The sequence below is a fragment of the Exiguobacterium sp. s95 genome, from assembly GCF_018618655.1.
In the GTDB taxonomy this organism is placed as follows: domain Bacteria; phylum Bacillota; class Bacilli; order Exiguobacteriales; family Exiguobacteriaceae; genus Exiguobacterium_A; species Exiguobacterium_A oxidotolerans.
Genome location: NZ_JACSMM010000010.1, coordinates 1 through 17426 on the forward strand (window position 1 = coordinate 1; position 17426 = coordinate 17426).

Annotated in this window: 17 protein-coding genes; 6 read left to right on the top strand and 11 right to left on the bottom strand. The window is 46.8% G+C overall.

Translation table 11 applies throughout. The features are described 5' to 3' along the window. Positions 1-297 precede the first annotated feature (297 nt). Positions 298-1167, bottom strand: coding sequence for a nucleotidyltransferase-like protein (locus tag KNP99_RS13245; protein WP_029332786.1), 870 nt, complete (start codon positions 1165-1167; stop codon positions 298-300). Between the two features lie 117 nt (positions 1168-1284). Here KNP99_RS13245 and KNP99_RS13250 point away from each other — a divergent pair, with 117 nt between their 5' ends. Beyond that, positions 1285-1647, top strand: coding sequence for a DUF2614 family zinc ribbon-containing protein (locus KNP99_RS13250; RefSeq protein ID WP_029332785.1), 363 nt, complete (start codon positions 1285-1287; stop codon positions 1645-1647). Between the two features lie 13 nt (positions 1648-1660). On the opposite strand, the gene perR is transcribed toward KNP99_RS13250, so the two are convergent. After that, the gene (gene perR / locus KNP99_RS13255; RefSeq protein ID WP_369834779.1) at positions 1661-2083 is read right to left on the bottom strand and encodes a peroxide-responsive transcriptional repressor PerR; all 423 of its coding nucleotides are present in this window, start codon (positions 2081-2083) and stop codon (positions 1661-1663) included. A gap of 176 nt (positions 2084-2259) precedes the next feature. On the opposite strand from perR, the gene KNP99_RS13260 reads away from it, so the two are divergent. Continuing rightward, positions 2260-3558 (top strand): glutamate-1-semialdehyde 2,1-aminomutase, encoded by a 1299-nt coding sequence (locus tag KNP99_RS13260; protein WP_088836434.1) that lies wholly within the window; start codon positions 2260-2262, stop codon positions 3556-3558. A gap of 55 nt (positions 3559-3613) precedes the next feature. Here the strand turns inward: KNP99_RS13260 and KNP99_RS13265 are convergent, their stop codons facing one another. The 4 genes from KNP99_RS13265 to mutY form a co-directional block, all read right to left on the bottom strand. Then, on the bottom strand, positions 3614-5404 hold the full coding sequence (locus KNP99_RS13265; protein ID WP_214766612.1) for an ABC transporter ATP-binding protein: 1791 nt from the start codon (positions 5402-5404) through the stop codon (positions 3614-3616). 43 nt (positions 5405-5447) lie between these two features. Next, complete coding sequence (gene ntdP / locus KNP99_RS13270) at positions 5448-5990, bottom strand: nucleoside tri-diphosphate phosphatase (protein ID WP_029332781.1); 543 nt, start codon at positions 5988-5990, stop codon at positions 5448-5450. A 120-nt stretch (positions 5991-6110) separates the two neighbouring features. Continuing rightward, positions 6111-6533, bottom strand: a complete 423-nt coding sequence (locus tag KNP99_RS13275) for a hypothetical protein (protein ID WP_214802438.1) — start codon at positions 6531-6533, stop codon at positions 6111-6113. After that, positions 6530-7549, bottom strand: coding sequence for an A/G-specific adenine glycosylase (gene mutY / locus KNP99_RS13280; RefSeq protein ID WP_214766616.1), 1020 nt, complete (start codon positions 7547-7549; stop codon positions 6530-6532). Before mutY ends, KNP99_RS13275 begins: the two co-directional genes overlap by 4 nt. A 111-nt stretch (positions 7550-7660) precedes the next feature. On the opposite strand from mutY, the gene KNP99_RS13285 reads away from it, so the two are divergent. After that, positions 7661-8644: a metal-dependent hydrolase gene (locus KNP99_RS13285; protein WP_088836430.1), complete on the top strand. Its 984-nt coding sequence runs from the start codon at positions 7661-7663 to the stop codon at positions 8642-8644. 57 nt (positions 8645-8701) lie between these two features. Here KNP99_RS13285 and KNP99_RS13290 read toward each other — a convergent pair whose 3' ends face one another. From KNP99_RS13290 to KNP99_RS13310, 5 genes are all read right to left on the bottom strand, one after another. After that, positions 8702-8977: a YfhJ family protein gene (locus KNP99_RS13290; RefSeq protein WP_214769980.1), complete on the bottom strand. Its 276-nt coding sequence runs from the start codon at positions 8975-8977 to the stop codon at positions 8702-8704. Beyond that, entirely contained in the window at positions 8977-9294 is a 318-nt protein-coding gene (locus KNP99_RS13295) for a DUF1811 family protein (RefSeq protein WP_088836429.1), read from the bottom strand. Before KNP99_RS13295 ends, KNP99_RS13290 begins: the two co-directional genes overlap by 1 nt. A gap of 59 nt (positions 9295-9353) precedes the next feature. Beyond that, a complete protein-coding gene (locus tag KNP99_RS13300; RefSeq protein ID WP_214769985.1) occupies positions 9354-11414 on the bottom strand; it encodes an ABC transporter ATP-binding protein in 2061 nt (686 codons plus the stop codon). 17 nt (positions 11415-11431) lie between these two features. Beyond that, entirely contained in the window at positions 11432-13159 is a 1728-nt protein-coding gene (locus KNP99_RS13305) for an ABC transporter ATP-binding protein (RefSeq protein WP_353048606.1), read from the bottom strand. A gap of 375 nt (positions 13160-13534) precedes the next feature. Continuing rightward, positions 13535-14353: a RecX family transcriptional regulator gene (locus tag KNP99_RS13310; protein WP_214766622.1), complete on the bottom strand. Its 819-nt coding sequence runs from the start codon at positions 14351-14353 to the stop codon at positions 13535-13537. A 113-nt stretch (positions 14354-14466) separates the two neighbouring features. On the opposite strand from KNP99_RS13310, the gene KNP99_RS13315 reads away from it, so the two are divergent. The 3 genes from KNP99_RS13315 (at position 14467) to KNP99_RS13325 (ending at position 17355) form a co-directional block, all read left to right on the top strand. After that, positions 14467-15375 carry a TIGR01777 family oxidoreductase gene (locus KNP99_RS13315; RefSeq protein ID WP_088836425.1) on the top strand — a complete coding sequence of 303 codons (909 nt, stop codon included), beginning with the start codon at positions 14467-14469 and terminating at the stop codon, positions 15373-15375. A gap of 19 nt (positions 15376-15394) precedes the next feature. Then, on the top strand, positions 15395-16537 hold the full coding sequence (locus tag KNP99_RS13320) for an amidohydrolase (RefSeq protein ID WP_088836424.1): 1143 nt from the start codon (positions 15395-15397) through the stop codon (positions 16535-16537). A gap of 260 nt (positions 16538-16797) precedes the next feature. After that, on the top strand, positions 16798-17355 hold the full coding sequence (locus KNP99_RS13325; RefSeq protein ID WP_029332770.1) for a GNAT family N-acetyltransferase: 558 nt from the start codon (positions 16798-16800) through the stop codon (positions 17353-17355). Positions 17356-17426 lie beyond the last annotated feature (71 nt).

Sequence of the window (17426 nt, forward strand, 5' to 3'; positions counted from 1 at the left end):
GCTTCATTCATTGTTTGTATCCGAAGATACGTTTTTTGCCTCATCGTTCAGTTTTCAAAGTTCGTCGTGTCGTGTTAGCGACTTTAATAAGATATCATGGAATAACTTAACCGTCAATCCTTTTTCTTATTTTTTTAATTTGTTTTCGTCGTTCAGAGCGTGTCGCCCTGTCGACATGTATTAATATACTATCTCAAAATAGTAACGTCAACAGATTTTAATAAAAAACTTTTAATTATTTTTTTCTTCTATATATAGTATTTTCGATTCGCGATAAAAAACATATGAACCAATCGTTTAAACGACTGGTTCATATGTTACGAGTTCCACGCCCGTACCTTTTGTTTGACGATAAGAGATGCGAATTAACCCTTTACGCATAAAGAAATCGACTAAACTACCTAAATCAACCTTCAGTTCCTGCAATCGTTCATTTTCCATTAGTTCATACATCGTCCACGGGATTGTTCTTTCACGCATCACTTCAAACAAATACTTTCCACCGGATAATACTTTCGATTGAAGTAGATGTTCCAGACCAATCAAAGCTAAATGGATTCGCAATTCAAGTGTTTCTTCACTTAATAGTAATTGCTGGTATAACTTGTACACTTCCGGATCATCCATGCGAGCTTGTTCCCAAACGACAATTTCAGGATGTGCTCCTTTTTCAAGAACGGAAAGCCGTGCTAAATGATGTAAAGCATGATGCACGTGCGTGTAAGCATCATAGTAGTTACCGCGACTAAAGAGATTACGCCCGTCTTGAAAACGACGTAGTAGTTTCGCAAAAGACAGTGACATTTGCAGGCAACGTTCTGCTTCCGGGAAATTCAACAGCCTTTTTTTCATATCAGTTAAATAATCATTGCGTTCAAAAATAATTGTTCCTTCGGATATCCAATGGACAGCTCGCCGATTCGCGTTCAGTACAATCCATCGTGACAGTACATCTTCATGGACGACATGAAGTGACACCTTGAGTGTATCTAGGCGGTAGTGTTTGATTGTCCATTCAATAGAGGAGTCCCGTGTAACAACTAGTAACAGTATATCAAATTGGTCCGTCAATGAATCCTTCGGTTGCTGTTTTTCAACAGCGATGATCCCTTGCGTTTCTTGATAGGCAGCATATTCGGAATAAATTGTTCTTGTGACTTGTTCCATTCAATTCTCACCCTTCTTCACTCATACTCATCCGTTACCATTTTCGACAAAAATTCATTGTTTCCTTCTTCAGGACATAAGCTACAATATGCTAGACTGTCGTTAGGGGGAATTCAATTGAAAAAACAACGCAAGAATAAAATAAACCGCGCCCGTAACTTGGCGATGTTCCTCGTTTTTGGTGGAATGCTCGTTATGTATGGCGGTCTTCTATTAAAACAATTTGAAATCATCATGGTTATTTTAATGCTACTCGGTTTTGTCATGGTCTTAGCGAGTACTGCCTTATATTTCTTGATTGGTTTAACTTCAACGAAAGCAGCCGTCGTCACTTGTCCGAACTGTGGAAAAGAAACAAAAGTCCTCGGTCGCGTCGATTTATGTATGCATTGCGATGAGCCACTCACGATGGACCAAGAACTTGAAGGAAAAGAATTCGATGAAAAATACAATAAACACAATAAACGAGCTCCCCGTTAAAGGAAGCTCGTTTTTATTGTACGTTTGATTGGCATTCAGGACACGTCCCGTATACTTCGAGACGATGACGATCTACTTTAAATCCAGTCAAATGTGCAGCGACCGTCTCGACATCATCGAGAACCGGATAATTGAAGTCGACGATTTTACCGCACCCTTCACATATCATATGATAATGACGTGTCGTAACGAAATCGAATCGGCTCGAAGCGTCTCCATAGTTCATCTCTTCAACGATTCCTTTTTCACGGAAAACACGTAAATTATTATAAACTGTCGCCACACTCATATTTGGAAAACGATGTTCGAGCGCACGATAGATATCATCTGCCGTCGGATGCGTATGTCCTGTCGTCAAGTATTCCAAGATTGCGTGACGTTGTGGTGTCATGCGAACGCCCGAGTCCCGTAAAGATCGTACTGCGTCATCTAGCATTTCGTTAGCCACGTCCATCCCCTCATTTCTATCTTTCATTGATTATTAGATTGTAATCTTTATAATTAGTCTACCTACATTATTCCCGTCCGTCAACGGCTCTGCTTCTGATTTGACGTCCGTGATACAATCATATCGTGATATTTTTCACGAATCAACGATTGGAGGAATCATCCATGTCAACCCATTCTACACGCCCGACATCCGAGGCGTTATACGACGTTGCCCAAAAATGTATCGTCGGAGGTGTCAACAGTCCATCCCGCTCTTTTAAGGCCGTCGGAGGAGGCGCCCCCGTTTATATGGAACGTGGAGAAGGTGCTTACTTTTACGATGTCGATGGCAATCGTTATATCGATTACTTAGCCGCTTACGGTCCAATCATCACCGGGCACGGGCATCCACATATTACGGAAGCGATTACGCATGCGGCGCAAAATGGTCTCCTATATGGTACGCCTCACCGTCTAGAAATCGACTTCGCACATAAGCTTCAACAAGCGATTCCGTCTTTAGAAAAAGTTCGCTTTACGAATTCAGGAACCGAGGCGGTCATGACGACGATACGAGTCGCGCGTGCCTACACGGGTCGTGAACTCGTCGTGAAATTCAGCGGCTGTTACCACGGACATTCTGATTTAATGTTGATTGCAGCAGGAAGTGGTCCAGCAACACTCGGTTCACCGGACTCTGCCGGTGTAACGAAAGCAACAGCGAAAGAAGTCTTGACAACACCGTTCAACGATGTTGAAGCCTATCGTCAAATCATGGCTGAATGGGGCGATCAAGTTGCCTGTGTCCTCGTCGAACCGATCGTTGGGAACTTTGGGATTGTCGAACCGCATCCTGGATTCCTCGAAGCCATCAATGAGATTACTCATGAGTACGGCGCACTCGTCATCTACGATGAAGTCATCACGGCGTTCCGCTTCACATACGGCAGTGCTCAAGAACTATTGAATATCCGTCCTGATATGACGGCACTCGGCAAGATCATCGGTGGTGGTCTTCCGATCGGTGCATACGGTGGTCGTAAAGACATCATGGAACACGTTGCTCCGCTCGGTCCTGCTTATCAAGCTGGAACGATGGCTGGAAATCCGGCATCGATGGCAGCAGGTATCGCTTGCCTAGAGTTACTTGAACAGCCTGGTGTCTACGAAGAATTCGAACGTCTCGGTGCGAAGCTCGAACAAGGGATTCTCGAGGCTGCTGCTACTCATGACGTCACGATTACAATCAATCGTCTAAAAGGAGCTTTGACGGTCTACTTCACGGATGAGACGGTCACTGACTACCTCGGTGCGGAGCGCGCAAATAGCGAGATGTTCGGTCGTTTCTTCAAATTGATGCTCGAGCAAGGCATTAATCTTGCCCCTTCAAAATACGAGGCGTGGTTCTTGACGACGGCTCACACGGACGCAGACATCGATGAGACGATTGCTGCCGTCAACCGTGCGTTCGCACAATTGTAAGCTGTTCATTCTTTATACAAAAAGGCTATTCCGAAAAAAACGGAATAGCCTTTTTTCATTCGACGAGCTCGAGGTTCTGAATCGCGTACAGTTCAAAATATGCGCCACGTTTACGCATCAACTCTTCATGACGACCGAGTTCCGTGATTTGACCATTTTCAATCACGACAATCTTATCGGCATCCGTAATCGTCGACAGACGGTGGGCGACAGTAAACGTCGTCCGTCCTTTCGCGAGACGCGCAAGCGAATCTTGAATCATCGATTCACTTTCTAGATCTAGCGCACTTGTTGCTTCATCCAGAATGAGAATCGGTGGGTTCTTCAAGAAGACACGGGCAATCGCCAAGCGTTGCTTTTGTCCCCCTGACAGTTTAACGCCTCGTTCTCCGACCGCCGTCTTGTACCCTTGCGGCAGCCGTTCAATGAACTCGTGTGCATTCGCCGCCTTCGCAGCAGCAATTACTTCTTCATCCGTCGCTTCCGGGTTCCCCATCTTGATGTTCATTTCGACCGATTCACTAAAGAGAATCGATTCTTGCATGACCATTCCGATTTGGTCGCGTAAGCCACGCAATTTCAAGTTTCGGATGTCGACACCGTCAAGCGTAATCCGTCCAGACGAAACATCATAAAAACGAGGAATCAGACTGACGAGCGTCGATTTCCCGCCTCCCGACATTCCGACGAAGGCGATTCGTTCCCCCGCCTGGACGTCGAGCGTCAACCGGTTGATCGCAAGTTCGCCATCTTCTTCATACGAGAAGCTGATGTCTTCGAACTGGACGTTTCCTTTAACAGCGACCGGATCTTTCGCATGTGCTTTTTCCGTAATATCATACGGTTCGTCTAAAAATTCAAACATCCGGTCCATCGAAGCAATCGATTGTGTCAACGTAGTGGACGAGTTGACGAGGCGACCGAGCGGTGCATACAGACGGTCGATGTAGCCGATGAAAGCGACCATCGTCCCGATTGTTACTTGTCCGTTCAAGACGAAAAAGGCAGCCGTACCAAAAATCAAAATCGGTGCAAAGTCGGTAATCGTCGAAACGACGACGTAGGTCCGTGCATTCCAGTTCGTCTGACGAAGTGCCGCTTTTAAGAAACCATCATTTTGACCTTTGAACGCTTTGTTTTCATGTGGTTCAAGGGCGAAACTGCGGATAACTGCCATTCCGTTGACCCGCTCCGTCAAATGTCCTTGGAGTTCCGCAAGTGCTGCTGAGCGATCGCGCGTCAAACTGCGGAGCCGCCCATAAAAGAACTTCACGGCAAAGGCATAAAACGGCAATGGGATGATTGCGACGAGCGTCAATTTCGGATTGATCGTCCACATGATGGCAATTGCGATAAAAATCGTAATCATATCGAGCCATAAGTTCATCAAACCCGTTACAACAAAATCTTTTGTTTGTTCGACATCGTTGATGATTCGGGAGATGACTTCCCCGGTTTTCGTATTTGAATAAAACCGAAGTGATAATTTCTGAACATGATCAAACAAATTATTCCGTACGTCGAACAAAATTTTCGACGCCGACCACTGTGCTAAATACTGACGGACGAATTCAAGTGGTGGTTTGACGACGAGGAAGACGAAGAAGCCCGCTCCAATCAAATACGCCAGTTCCTTACTCCGCTCTGCAAGCGGTACCGTATTATCGGTCAGGAGGTTATCGATGATGTACTTATACAGTAACGGTAATCCTAACGGAATCGAAAACTTGATGATCCCGACGAACACCGTCAAAAAGATTTGTTTTTTGTACGGCTTGACGAACTGCATGTAGCGACGAATCGAACCTGGCGCCTTATTTTTCTGTTGTTGAGTTTCCTTACCCATGATGATTCACTTCCTTCAATTAAAAAAAGACGATGGCGAACCATCATCTCCGATATCTTGTTTCATATTCACGATACCACGTTTCAACGAATGCCGGATTGAACGGACCTTTCCGACTTCGAATCCACTGGATTAAAATCTGGACGTTGTCCTTCAGGATACGATCAATCGCTTTCGGATAATTCATTTCCCGGCGATGTTTCTCGTACTCATCCTCATCCAAAATCATATACGACATGTCCGGATACACCTTAATGTCTAAATCATAATCAATGTACTTGACTGCTCGATCCTTTTCATCAAACGTCGAAGGTGACCCTAGGTTACAGTAATAGTAGATTCCATCCTCTCGAATCATACAGATTACGTTAAACCAGAGTTCTGTCGAAAAATAACAAATCGCGGGTTCGCGTGTCCGCCACTGACGACCATCCGATTCACTGACCATGATTCGATCATTGAATCCAATCAATTCTTCTTCCGTCGATTTAAGCACGAGCGTTTCTTCCCAAACTCTGTGTAAGCTGCCATTATGTTTGAAACTTTGAATCTCAATCTTGCTACCTTCTTTTGGGAATCGACTCATGTGCTACTCCTTTCTGAAGCTTTTTTATTCAATTTTTCTATACTCTCGTGCTTATTATACCCATTTTCAGAACACATGAAAAACGAAAGGGTACTTTTTCAGAAAAATGACTGTGATTTATTAACTAAAGTAGTCTAAAATCGCGCGTTTCCGTTGATTGAACATCGGTTTGAGAATCAGTAGATCGACAATCATTTTCGGAAAATAAGATTTATAGAGTAATTCATCAATCATGTAGACCCCGTCCGGACGCTGTTCGACACGGTGGAGATGACACCAAGCAGCGAACGGGAACGGGACCTTGACCCCTACATCAACGAAAGCATGTTGACCGACAATCGGAATTAGTGACTCCCACTCGACGAAAATGGGCGGAAGACCGACTTTAAGCTGAATCGTGTTTCCGGCGATTGTCCGCGTATCACCAATCGTTTTCACTTTCGGGAAAACCGTCATTCCCGTTAATGCTTTCGCATCGCCTAAAAACGTCCAAGCCTGCTCTAACGTCGCTGTTACTTTCGTTTCCGTACGAAATGTATTCATGTAGTCTCCTCCTTTAATAGACGATCGATTTTCATTTGTGCGACTGATATCGGCTGCTTGACGTACGTTGCTTCATCCATCAGTACCGTTCCTTCAGGTTGCGTCGCGACACGGTAAATACTGACTTCCCAAATCCGGTGTGAAAAGATATGTTTAATCTTCCCGACATACGTTCCGGGTACGGTTTCCGTCGATTCGACTAACGGATATTGCCACATACCCGCGAGCAGTCCCGTATCCGGTCGCTGTTCGATTGCAACTTTCCCTGCTTCTTCGTAGACGAGAGCGTCGTATTGAATCGTCTGCGTTTTTCCTTTTTTCGTTTTGACCGGTAACTCACCTTGGGCATTTCGCTCGTACGCAAAACAGACGTCATTGACGGGACATAACCCACACATCGGAGACTTCGGTGTACAGACGATTGCCCCGAGCTCCATCAATCCTTGGTTGAAGCTCGACGGATCAAGCGGATCAATCAGTTCATGGACCGCTGCCTCGAACAGTTTCCGTGTTTTCGGTGCGGCGATGTCTTCATAAATCCCAAGCACCCGCGATAAGACGCGCATGACATTTCCATCGACTGCCGGTTCCGCCTGACCATAAGCAATTGACAGGACTGCTCCCGTCGTATACGGTCCGACACCACGTAAGCTTTCAAAAATTTCTTTTTCGTCAGGAACAATTCCGCCATATTTTTCAACAACTTCTTGAACGGCGATTTGAAGATTCTTAACACGGGAATAGTATCCTAAGCCTTCCCAGTATTTTAAGACTTCGCTTTGCTCTGCCGCCGCTAAATCGTGCGGCGTCGGAAAACGGTCCGTGAAGCGATTATAATAAGGGATGACGGTATCGACACGCGTCTGTTGTAACATGATTTCACTAATCCAGATGTGGTAAGGATTTTTAGTTTCTCGCCATGGTAACTGGCGTTGTTCACGTAAAAACCATGCGACCAATTCGGTTGTGAACGTTCGTTTGTTAAAGTTTATGAAATATTCTTGAACGGGGATCAAATGTCTACCTCTTTTCTACAAAAATACGTTATAGTGAATGAAAATTACCCGGAACGCTTACACTTGTTTGTTTATCCGTACCATTACTACTTTTAGAGGAGCGAATTCGCATTGGATACTGGTACACATATCGGAATGGGACTTTGTCTCGCCGCCATCGCAACACTTGAACCGGATGTCGCAGCAAGCGCAACACTCTTTGCTGCCGTCACGACCACTGCCTTAGTCGGATCGCACGCCCCCGACTTTGACACGGTTTTTAAATTTAAAGGGAACGGTGCTTACTTGACGCAACACCGTGGAAAATCCCATGGATTGATTGCCCTACTCGCTTGGCCGTTACTCTTATCAATCGTCATCGGTACCTTATTCGGCGTACCACCTACTTCATTATGGCTGATGGCGCAGATCGCTGTCGCCCTTCATGTCTTCGTCGATCTGTTTAACGCCTATGGTACACAAGCTCTGCACCCCTTCAAACAGACCTGGATTGGTTGGGGTGTCATCAATACGTTTGATCCGTATTTATTTACGATGTATTACGGCGCTTTCGGGATCTGGGTCCTGACACGCGCGACCATCGTTATTTTCCCGATTTTAATCGTCATCGTCGCGATTTATTACGCCGTGCAGTTTAAACTCCGAAATGATGCCCTGGCGACGGCAGCCCGTTACTATGGCGGGGCCCACAAGTTATTCATCTCACCCGGAATGAAGTGGGACGAGTGGCACGTCGCAGCACGACTGCGCGACGACTATTCCGTCGTCAAAATCAACTCTGGTGTCGTCGTCGAATGCGGAAACTTCCGCATCAAAGAGGAACCGCATGGGGATGTACTCTATGAAGTCGTCAAACAAAATGAGGACTTGAAAGCTTTCCTCGCCTTCTCAAAAATCCACACGTATACGGTATCCCGAAAAGACGGCATCGTCGAATATCGTTTCACGAACTTACGGTACTTCACAAAAGATGTCTACCCATTCGTTGCCGTCGTCCGAATCGATGAGGCGTCCCAACAAATCGTCAGTTCCTATACGGGTTGGGTCTTTAGCGAACGGACGCTGCAAAAGAAACTGATTATCCCTGCTTTATAAACAAAAACTCCGTGTCCGTGGTCAACCGACCAAGACAGGGAGTCTTTTTCTGTTCATTTACTGGACGTCGCGTCCGAGCATCAAGTGCTTAAACTTTTCATTCGATGTATTGAAGCGGTGCAACATCGCGCCATGTTGTTTGATTTGTTGCTCGACGAACCGGACGGCGACAGCCTCACCTTGATATTTTTCGCCTGCCCGGGCAAGCGTCGCCTCGAAATCTTCCCAAAGGACTTCGACCCATGTCAATGCCTCGATTGGCGTTAATACCGGATTGACGGCTTGTAATTCTCCTGCTAGTTGCTCTAGTGCCGCTGTGCGGTTTTCTCCCATCATACACCCTCCTCAGAATGAATCAGCGCAAGCGGAATCGCGACTTCATTGACGGTTCCTTCAAAATGCCCCCAACCCATGACGCCGTTGACGAAATGTAATTCGAATACCGCCTCTTCCCCTTCGACTTGGTAAAGTTGTCCGGTTTCGAACTGACTTGCATCGACGAGATAACTTTGTGCCATCGCGATTTTCCGAATGACGACTTCGACTTCACTCATGTTCCCATGCTGCTCCGCTTTTCTTTTTTGCTCGTTTAGTTTCGTGACGAGCATTTCTAATTCGTATTTCGATAGTTGACTCATCCGTGTTTCCATCAAAAAACTCCCCCTCTTCGTCATTAGTATATACGAAAAGGAGGAGTCATATCATGGTGTTAGCTCGATTTCAGCTCAAGATTCCGTTTGCTTTGAAGGGCGTACATCTTCGCGTAAATCCCTTTTTCCGACAAGAGCACGTCATGTGTACCACGCTCCATGATTTGACCGTGATCGAGGACGATGATTTCATCGGCATCTTTAATCGTCGACAACCGGTGCGCGATGATGAAGGTCGTCCGTCCTTTCGTCAACGTCAGCAAGGCTTCTTGAATCATCGCTTCCGTCTCAGAATCGACACTTGCCGTCGCTTCGTCAAGAACGAGAATCGCGGGATCAAAGGCAAGCGCACGGGCAAAACTGATTAATTGCCGTTCCCCCGCAGACAAGGTCGCACCTTTTTCGATGACCGGTTCGTCTAAGCCATGCGGAAGTCGATCGATGAAGCGGTCTGCTCCGACGGCAACGATTGCCTGGCGGACACGCTCTTCCGAAATCGATGGATTATCCAGTGTAATGTTCGAACGAATCGTTCCTGTAAACAAGAACGGATCTTGTAAGACGATTCCCATGTGGTCACGGACCGCTTGTTTCGGTAACGTCGTAACATCTTGTCCGTCAATCAGGAGATGACCGGACGAAGGATCATAAAAACGCATCAACAGGTTCATGATTGAGCTTTTCCCACTCCCCGTATGCCCGACGAGGGCGATGGTCGCACCAGGACGTGCCTCAATCTCGATTTGACGTAAAACCGGATACCCCTCTTCATAGCTGAATCCGACGTCTTTAAACTCGACGCGCCCTGAGAAACGGGGAATCCGACCTTGTTCGACCGGTTCACCTTTTTCGTCGAGCAACTGGAACATCCGGTCGGCCGAGACGAGTGCTTGTTGGAGCGGTGACAGTTGATTCATGATTTGTGTGACCGGTTCGAACAGACGCGACACGTAATCAATGTAGGCATAGAGAATTCCGAGTGATAAAAATGTCCCGTTCGTTAAACTTTGACCGGCAACGACCCAAATCAATAAGGCGAGCGTCAAGTTTTTTAAGAAATACGATAAGTTGTGTGACATCAATGCATCGAGCCGTAACAATTTCGCACGGGTTTGATAGTTTTCTTCATTTTTCTGTTCGAATTCAGCGAGCACTTCTGCTTCACGGGCGTACGACTGAATGATCGGCATCGTCTGGATGTTTTCATTCAATTGTCCGTTCATATCCGCGACGAGTGCCCGGACTTTAAAGTTGTTTTCCGTCGCAAACTTTTGGAACAGTTGAATCCAAAAATAGACGATCGGGATAATGGCTAAGGAAACGAGACCCAGCCGGACATCCAGGAAGAACATCGCGACGAGAATCCCTGCCATCGTGATGATGCCTGAGAACACACGCGCCAGGACACCGAGGTAGAGATCCCGGATCGTCTCCGTATCGTTCGTGACACGACTGACGATTTTACCAATCGGTGTCTGATCGAAGTAACGGACCGGCAAGCGTTGCAGATGTGAAAAGACATCAAGCCGCATCCGTTTAACGATTTTATGCGCTGAGCGTTGCAATAAGATTTGTTGGACCCAGTTCAGGCCCGCTGCGATCAACAGCAAAATGATATAAAAGAACGATAACCAACCAATCGCCTTTAAGTCCGAGGCATAAAAATCATAGACTTGTCCTTGCGTGAGCTTTTCGACACCGGCGTACCGAAACGTTTCCTCTCCTCGCGTGACAGTTAACGTGTCCCCCGCGACTTGACGTTCGCCACCACTGACGACTTGTTCCGGAACGAAATAATACCCCGCCTTCGACTGGACGATCGAGATCGGACCGATGACCGCCGACTTCGGAACGTCTTGCGACTTCGCAAAACGTCGTCCGTCATAACCGACCGTCCCCCCCGATTCGACTTCCACCCAGTCTTTTTCGATTGCGACGATGTGTTCGTCGATGATGATTTTTGCGATATACGGTCCTGTCAGTTCAGCTCCGACCGCTAAAATAAGCAAGAAAAGCCCGAGAAAGATTGCGCGTTTCTCATGCATCGCATAGCGGACGAGTGAACGAATCGTCGTTTTCCGTCTGACGGGATCGAGTAAATAATTTTCTTGTTCAGTCAATTTCAGCACCTCCTGCCTTACGTTTCTTCACTTTGTCGTTCGAATTGTTCTGCATACCAGCCACGTCGTTCCATCAGCTGTTCATGCGTTCCCCGCTCACTGATCACGCCGTCTTGTAAGACGAGAATTTCATCCGCATGCGCGACGGCAGACAACCGGTGCGCAACGATCAATGTCGTTGACTGATGACGGTTCGTCCGGATCGCGTCGATGATTTGTGATTCCGTTTTCGCATCAACGGCTGACAACGAGTCGTCGAGCAACAGCAACTCCGGTTTCTTCAACATCGCCCGGGCAATCGACAAGCGTTGTTTCTGTCCACCGGAAAGCGTGACTCCCCGTTCTCCGACCATCGTTTGTAACCCTTGGTCAAGCGTCTCGACATCCGTCGTAAAGGCCGCTAAACGAATCGCTTCTTGCAACTCAGCTTCTGTTGCCTCACCCGCCCCGAACAAAATGTTATCGCGTACGGATTTTGAGAAGAGTAGATGCTCTTGCGAGACATAGCCCGTCCACCCGCGGACAGTCTCCAGTGCGACGTCTTCATAGGGGGTTCCATTTACTTTCAACATGTCTCGTCCAATCGGATACTCCCGTAAAAATTGGCGTAAGAGCGTTGTTTTCCCAGATCCAGTCGGACCGACGATTCCAATCGTCTGTCCGTGTTTGATCGTCAAATCAATCCCGTGTAACGACGGATGATTCATCTCTGGATACGTAAACGTCAAGTTAGCCAGAGTAATCATTTCCGGTCGCACAACTTCGACTTTCGGTGTCGATGTGATCAGCGGTTTGACACGCATCGTCGCTTCTAAGCGATCGAGACTCGCCGTCCCGCGCTGGATGACGTTGATGAGCTCACCGAAGGCATACATCGGCCAAATCAACATCCCGAGGTAAATATTGAAAGCGACGAGCTGACCGAGCGTAATATCGTTCGTAAAGACAAGGTACGTCCCGAACGATAGACCAATTAAATAGCTGACACCGACCAATAACTTGATGATCGGTTCGAATAAGACGTCAATTTTTGCGACATGCATGTTTTTTTCGAAGACATCCGTCGTCGTGTCATCGAATTTTTTGACATCAATCTCTTCTTGGACGAACGAGCGGATGACACGAAGTCCGGAAATCGATTCGACGACCTGGTCATTCATCGTTCCAAACGCATCTTGGGCGACGATGAAGCGGCCGTGAATTTGACTTCCGAGCTTGTTCATCGCATACGCGAGGAGCGGCATCGGAAGGAGTGCCGCGAGCGTCAGTTTCCAATCAATCGCGACCCCCATCACGACGAGGGTAATCGCCGTCATATTCAGCGAATCGACAAGCGTCAACACACCGAATCCGGCTGTTCGTTCGATCGCTTTTAAGTCATTCGTCGCAAGCGCCATCAAATCTCCTGTTCGGTTCTTTTGATAAAATGTCGGCGTCAATTTCAGTAAATGTGTAAAGAATCGGCTTCGTAATGTCCGTTCGAGTAAAAATGCCGTCCCGAACAATTTCGCGAGCCATAGATACGTCAAAATAAACGAAGCGATCGAAATTACGAGCAGTCCGACGACATATTGAATCAGTGTCGTCCGGTCCATCGACCCGGACCGTAACCCGTCAATCACTTTTCCAATCAGCCACGGCGGCGTTAAATCAATAAAACCCGTGATAATTAAGAGTACGACGGCAATCAGATAAGATGTTTTGTGTTCTTTTAGAAACCAACTGAGTTGGCGAAATAATCGCACGATGGTTCCCCCCTTTGTGTCATGTTATGGTGTTCCTTTTTTCCGAACGCACAAAAAAGGCATACTGATTTCCGGAAGCAGTCCGAGAATCAATATGCCTTGAAAAGACGATATGAATCAAAAATATGGTCTGCGCGCTCGGGGAACGGATTCCCTGTCAATCGCACACTAAAATGAGTGTTTATACGAGTTCGAGAGTCTCCGCCATATTCAACTGTCCAATAGTAGATGCGATAACAAGTTGCTTTTTCATGTGACGGTTCCTCCTTTTCTTAATCTGAGCGTAGAATAGCACAATTGTCGGACAATTGTCAATTTTCCATCTTGCTATTTAGGAGAATGAGTTTTCAATTTTTTCAAAAGGAAAGACGCTTGTCAGATTCCTTCTTCTTCTTGCTTGACCTGTTCGATGACTGTTGCCACGATTGCATATGGGAACCCTTTTCGAACGAGTGCTTGTTTCGTTTTTTGTTCTCGGGCAAATGGCTCCAGTTTATGATATTTCGGATAATATTTACGCGCTTGATAGAGCGCCGCCTCTTCTTCCGCGTCGACTTCGACTTCCTCAAAGACGATTTGAAACCCTTGTTGCGTCACTTCTGACGAAAAACCACGTTGCATCAGAGTTTGTTGCAGTTTCTGTTTCAATTCCCGGACCGAACGCCGCGCTAATTCCTTTTGTTTTTGGCGCAAGAACTTGACGACCTTCTCAAGCTCTTCTTCTTCCGTAAACTGTCGTAACGCTTCATCGATAAACTCTTTTTTTACCTTCAATGCTGCTAAATCACGCCGGATTCGTCCCGGACCTTGGGGAGTCGTCGCTTTTTTCGTCGCCGTATAGGCAAGGGCAAACTGCTGGTCATCGATATACTTTTGTTCCGTCAGGCGCTGAATCGCATGTTTGATTGCGTGTTCCGGCGTTTCCTTTTCGATCAAATGCGTTTCGACTTCGCTCGTCGCCCGCATCCGGTAAGACAAATGGTTCAACGACAACCGGTAAGCTTTTTGTTCTTCTTCCGCCGTCAACACTTCCTTGACGAAGTCGTCATCGATTTCCTTATCACGCTCAAGGTTATATTTAATTAAGATGTCAACATCGACGGCAAACGCATACTCTTCTTTTCCGTCCCGTTCGATATAGATATTAAACCGTTCATTATTTTTCTTTTGGGTTGAAATCCGTTTAATCTTCAAGGGGGTATCCTCCTATATGAAACTGAATACTTAACGATAACATGCTTCCTCATGTTTGAGTGAAACTGACAAACGGGAACATATGTACAAGATTGTTGAAAGGGATGATACAGATGAAGATTGCGATTACAGGTGGGACAGGAATGATTGGGCAGGCGCTCTCGAAACGATTGATTGCGGAGGGGCATCATGTCTATATTTTGACCCGGTCCGTACAAGACAACACAGAACACACTACTTACGTTGAGTGGTTGACGTCGTCCGCCGCTCCAGAACAGCAGCTTGAAGGTATCGATGCCTTTATCCACCTGGCTGGCGCTTCCATCAATGATGGTCGCTGGACGGAAGAACGGAAACAAACGATTCTGCAAAGCCGGATCGATTCGACGAAAGAGTTAGTCCGCATCAACCAGGCATTAACAACGAAACCGGCTGTCGTCCTCTCCGCTTCCGCTGTCGGCATCTATGGACAGGACCGGCACCAGACATTCACGGAGGAACAGCCACTCCCGCCGACAAGTGACTTCCTCAGTCAAGTCTGCGTCAAGTGGGAAGCGTTAGCCCAACCAATCGCTGACCTCGGGATTCGGCTCGTCCATCCGCGGATCGGTGTCGTCCTTAGTAAAGAAGGCGGAGCCTATCCATTGATGCGCCTCCCCTACAAGCTTTTCGGCGGCGGGACGATGGGCGACGGAAAGCAATGGGTCTCTTGGGTTCATATCGACGACCTCGTTGAATTATTCATCTTTGCCCTTAAAACAAATCAACTCACTGGTCCGCTTAACATTACGGCACCGCATCCGGAAACGATGCGTCAGTTCGGAAAAACAATCGGAAAAACGTTACAGCGCCCCCACTGGTTACCGGCTCCGCGCTTTGCTCTCGAACTCGCACTCGGTGAAAAAAGCGTCATCGTCCTCGAAGGAGCACGCGTCATTCCGAAAAAAGCACTCGAAAATGGGTTCAAGTTTCGGTATGCTGAATTAAAGGATGCACTAAGCAACTTAGAGCAGACAAACTAATACAGGGGCTGACGAAACGTTGAACGTATTAATACGCAATGCACACATTTTCCCGATCACAGCAGATAGTTTTTATGGTGATATTCGCATCAAGGATGGCAAAATCCACGAAATCCACGAGTTACTTGACGTTCAAGACAACGAACGTGTCATCGAAGCCGAAGGACGCTTTTTATTGCCGGGCTTCATCGACGCCCATACCCATCTCGGGCTTTATGACGAAGGAACGGGAACGGTCGGAAATGACGCCAACGAAACGATTTTCGCAATGACACCGCACCTGCGTGCGATTGACGGCGTCTATCCGCTGGACGAAGGATTCAAGGAAGCGATTGAACATGGTGTCACGACCGTCCAAGTCATGCCGGGCAGCATGAACATCATCGGTGGTGTGACGAGTGTCATCAAAACGCACGGACGCTTTATCGACGATATGATTTTACGGAAATATGCCGGTCTGAAGATTGCGCTTGGTGAAAACCCGAAACGTGTCCACAGTGCCGGACGTGCAGGAGAATTGACGCGGATGGGCATCATGGGCATGCTCCGCGAAGCGTTCCTCGAAGTGAAGATGCAACGGACGGCAGATACGTTCGCTCACCGAATGATTGAACGCGTCCTGAATAAAGAGATGCCACTTCGCGTCCATGCACACCGGGCGGATGATATCCTGTCTGCCATCCGCTTCGCTGAAGAATTTAATCTCGATGTCCGGATCGAACACTGCACGGAAGGTCATCTCGTCGCAAAAGAATTACAACAATTGCCGATTGAACACGTCACCGTCGGACCGACCTTCACCCGCAAATCAAAAATCGAGCTTAAAAATAAGACATGGGAGACGTATCGCGTTCTCCACGAACATGGTCTCGAAGTCTCGATCACGACCGATCATCCGTACACGCCTGTCCAGTACTTGAACTTGTGCGCAGGACTCGCCGCTCGTGAAGGCTTACCCGTCGACATTGCCCTCCGCGCCATCACGATCAATCCAGCTCGTTCGCTTGGCGTATCGGATCATGTCGGATCGATTGAAGTCGGAAAAGATGCTGACTTAGTGTTATGGAGCCATTTCCCACTTGATTATTTAGCAAAACCGCTCATGACGATGATTGACGGAAACGTCATTTTTGAACACACGCATTTAACCTCGATGTCTTAAAAAATCAGCCTTTGATTTTAACGCTAAAACGTTGAAAATCAAAGGCTTTTTTCTTTGTGAAAAACAGTCATTTTCATTTGCAAAATTTGTCTTGTTTTTGTATGTTTTTTCACAAAAATTATTTACTTGCATTTTTAAAAAAAGAAGGTAATATTATCTTATCCGACAACTGAAGAAGGCATACCATGCGCGGTTCAAACGAGTCAGACAGGTAGCTTTCGACAATCATTCTAGCGGTCTTAAGAAGGAGGAATGGAAGTATGCTCAAGCAACGGGAGCTGAGCGACTGCGCTGATTTGTTCGAACTGATGCAGCATCAAGACGTATATCCGTACGTCCGCCAAAAAACACGGTACTTTGATGAATTTCTGTTTACTACAAAGCAGGCAATCGAAGAGGAAGAACGTGGTGAACTTGTCTCACGTACAATCCTGGATGAATTCGATCAACCAATCGGTACAATCAGTTTACTCGATATCGAAGGACATTATGGTTTTCTCGGTACATGGTTAGGTAAACCGTATCATGGAAAAGGCTATAACAACCTTGCAAAAGAAGCATTCTTTTCCGAGCTGTTTTTCGAACTCGGTTTCGAGAGTGTCTTTATGAAGATACGCCAGACGAATATCCGTTCACAAAAAGCAGCTGAAAAATTGCCTTATGCCTTTTGTGCGGATGAACTCCGTCCAACGTTACTCGAACAATTGAATACAGGCGAGACCCAGTTCACGCTGTATGAAGTATCAAAGTCGAGTTTCCACATGTATATTCATGGTCGTGAGCTCGAAACGGTCTACGAACAACAACTCGAAGCATGAGTGGCATCGCCCACTCGTGCTTTTTTTGTCGTACTTTTGATGCGGCGTGAAACGCTCAAATGGTATGATTA

Coding starts and splice junctions, on each gene's coding strand:
- KNP99_RS13245 (WP_029332786.1), bottom strand. CDS start 1,167: ATGGAACAAGTCACAAGAACAATTTATTCCGAATATGCTGCCTATCAA.
- ntdP (WP_029332781.1), bottom strand. CDS start 5,990: ATGAGTCGATTCCCAAAAGAAGGTAGCAAGATTGAGATTCAAAGTTTC.
- perR (WP_369834779.1), bottom strand. CDS start 2,083: ATGCTAGATGACGCAGTACGATCTTTACGGGACTCGGGCGTTCGCATG.
- KNP99_RS13275 (WP_214802438.1), bottom strand. CDS start 6,533: ATGAATACATTTCGTACGGAAACGAAAGTAACAGCGACGTTAGAGCAG.
- KNP99_RS13260 (WP_088836434.1), top strand. CDS start 2,260: ATGTCAACCCATTCTACACGCCCGACATCCGAGGCGTTATACGACGTT.
- KNP99_RS13325 (WP_029332770.1), top strand. CDS start 16,798: ATGCTCAAGCAACGGGAGCTGAGCGACTGCGCTGATTTGTTCGAACTG.
- KNP99_RS13315 (WP_088836425.1), top strand. CDS start 14,467: ATGAAGATTGCGATTACAGGTGGGACAGGAATGATTGGGCAGGCGCTC.
- KNP99_RS13290 (WP_214769980.1), bottom strand. CDS start 8,977: ATGGGAGAAAACCGCACAGCGGCACTAGAGCAACTAGCAGGAGAATTA.
- KNP99_RS13265 (WP_214766612.1), bottom strand. CDS start 5,404: ATGGGTAAGGAAACTCAACAACAGAAAAATAAGGCGCCAGGTTCGATT.
- KNP99_RS13295 (WP_088836429.1), bottom strand. CDS start 9,294: ATGGAAACACGGATGAGTCAACTATCGAAATACGAATTAGAAATGCTC.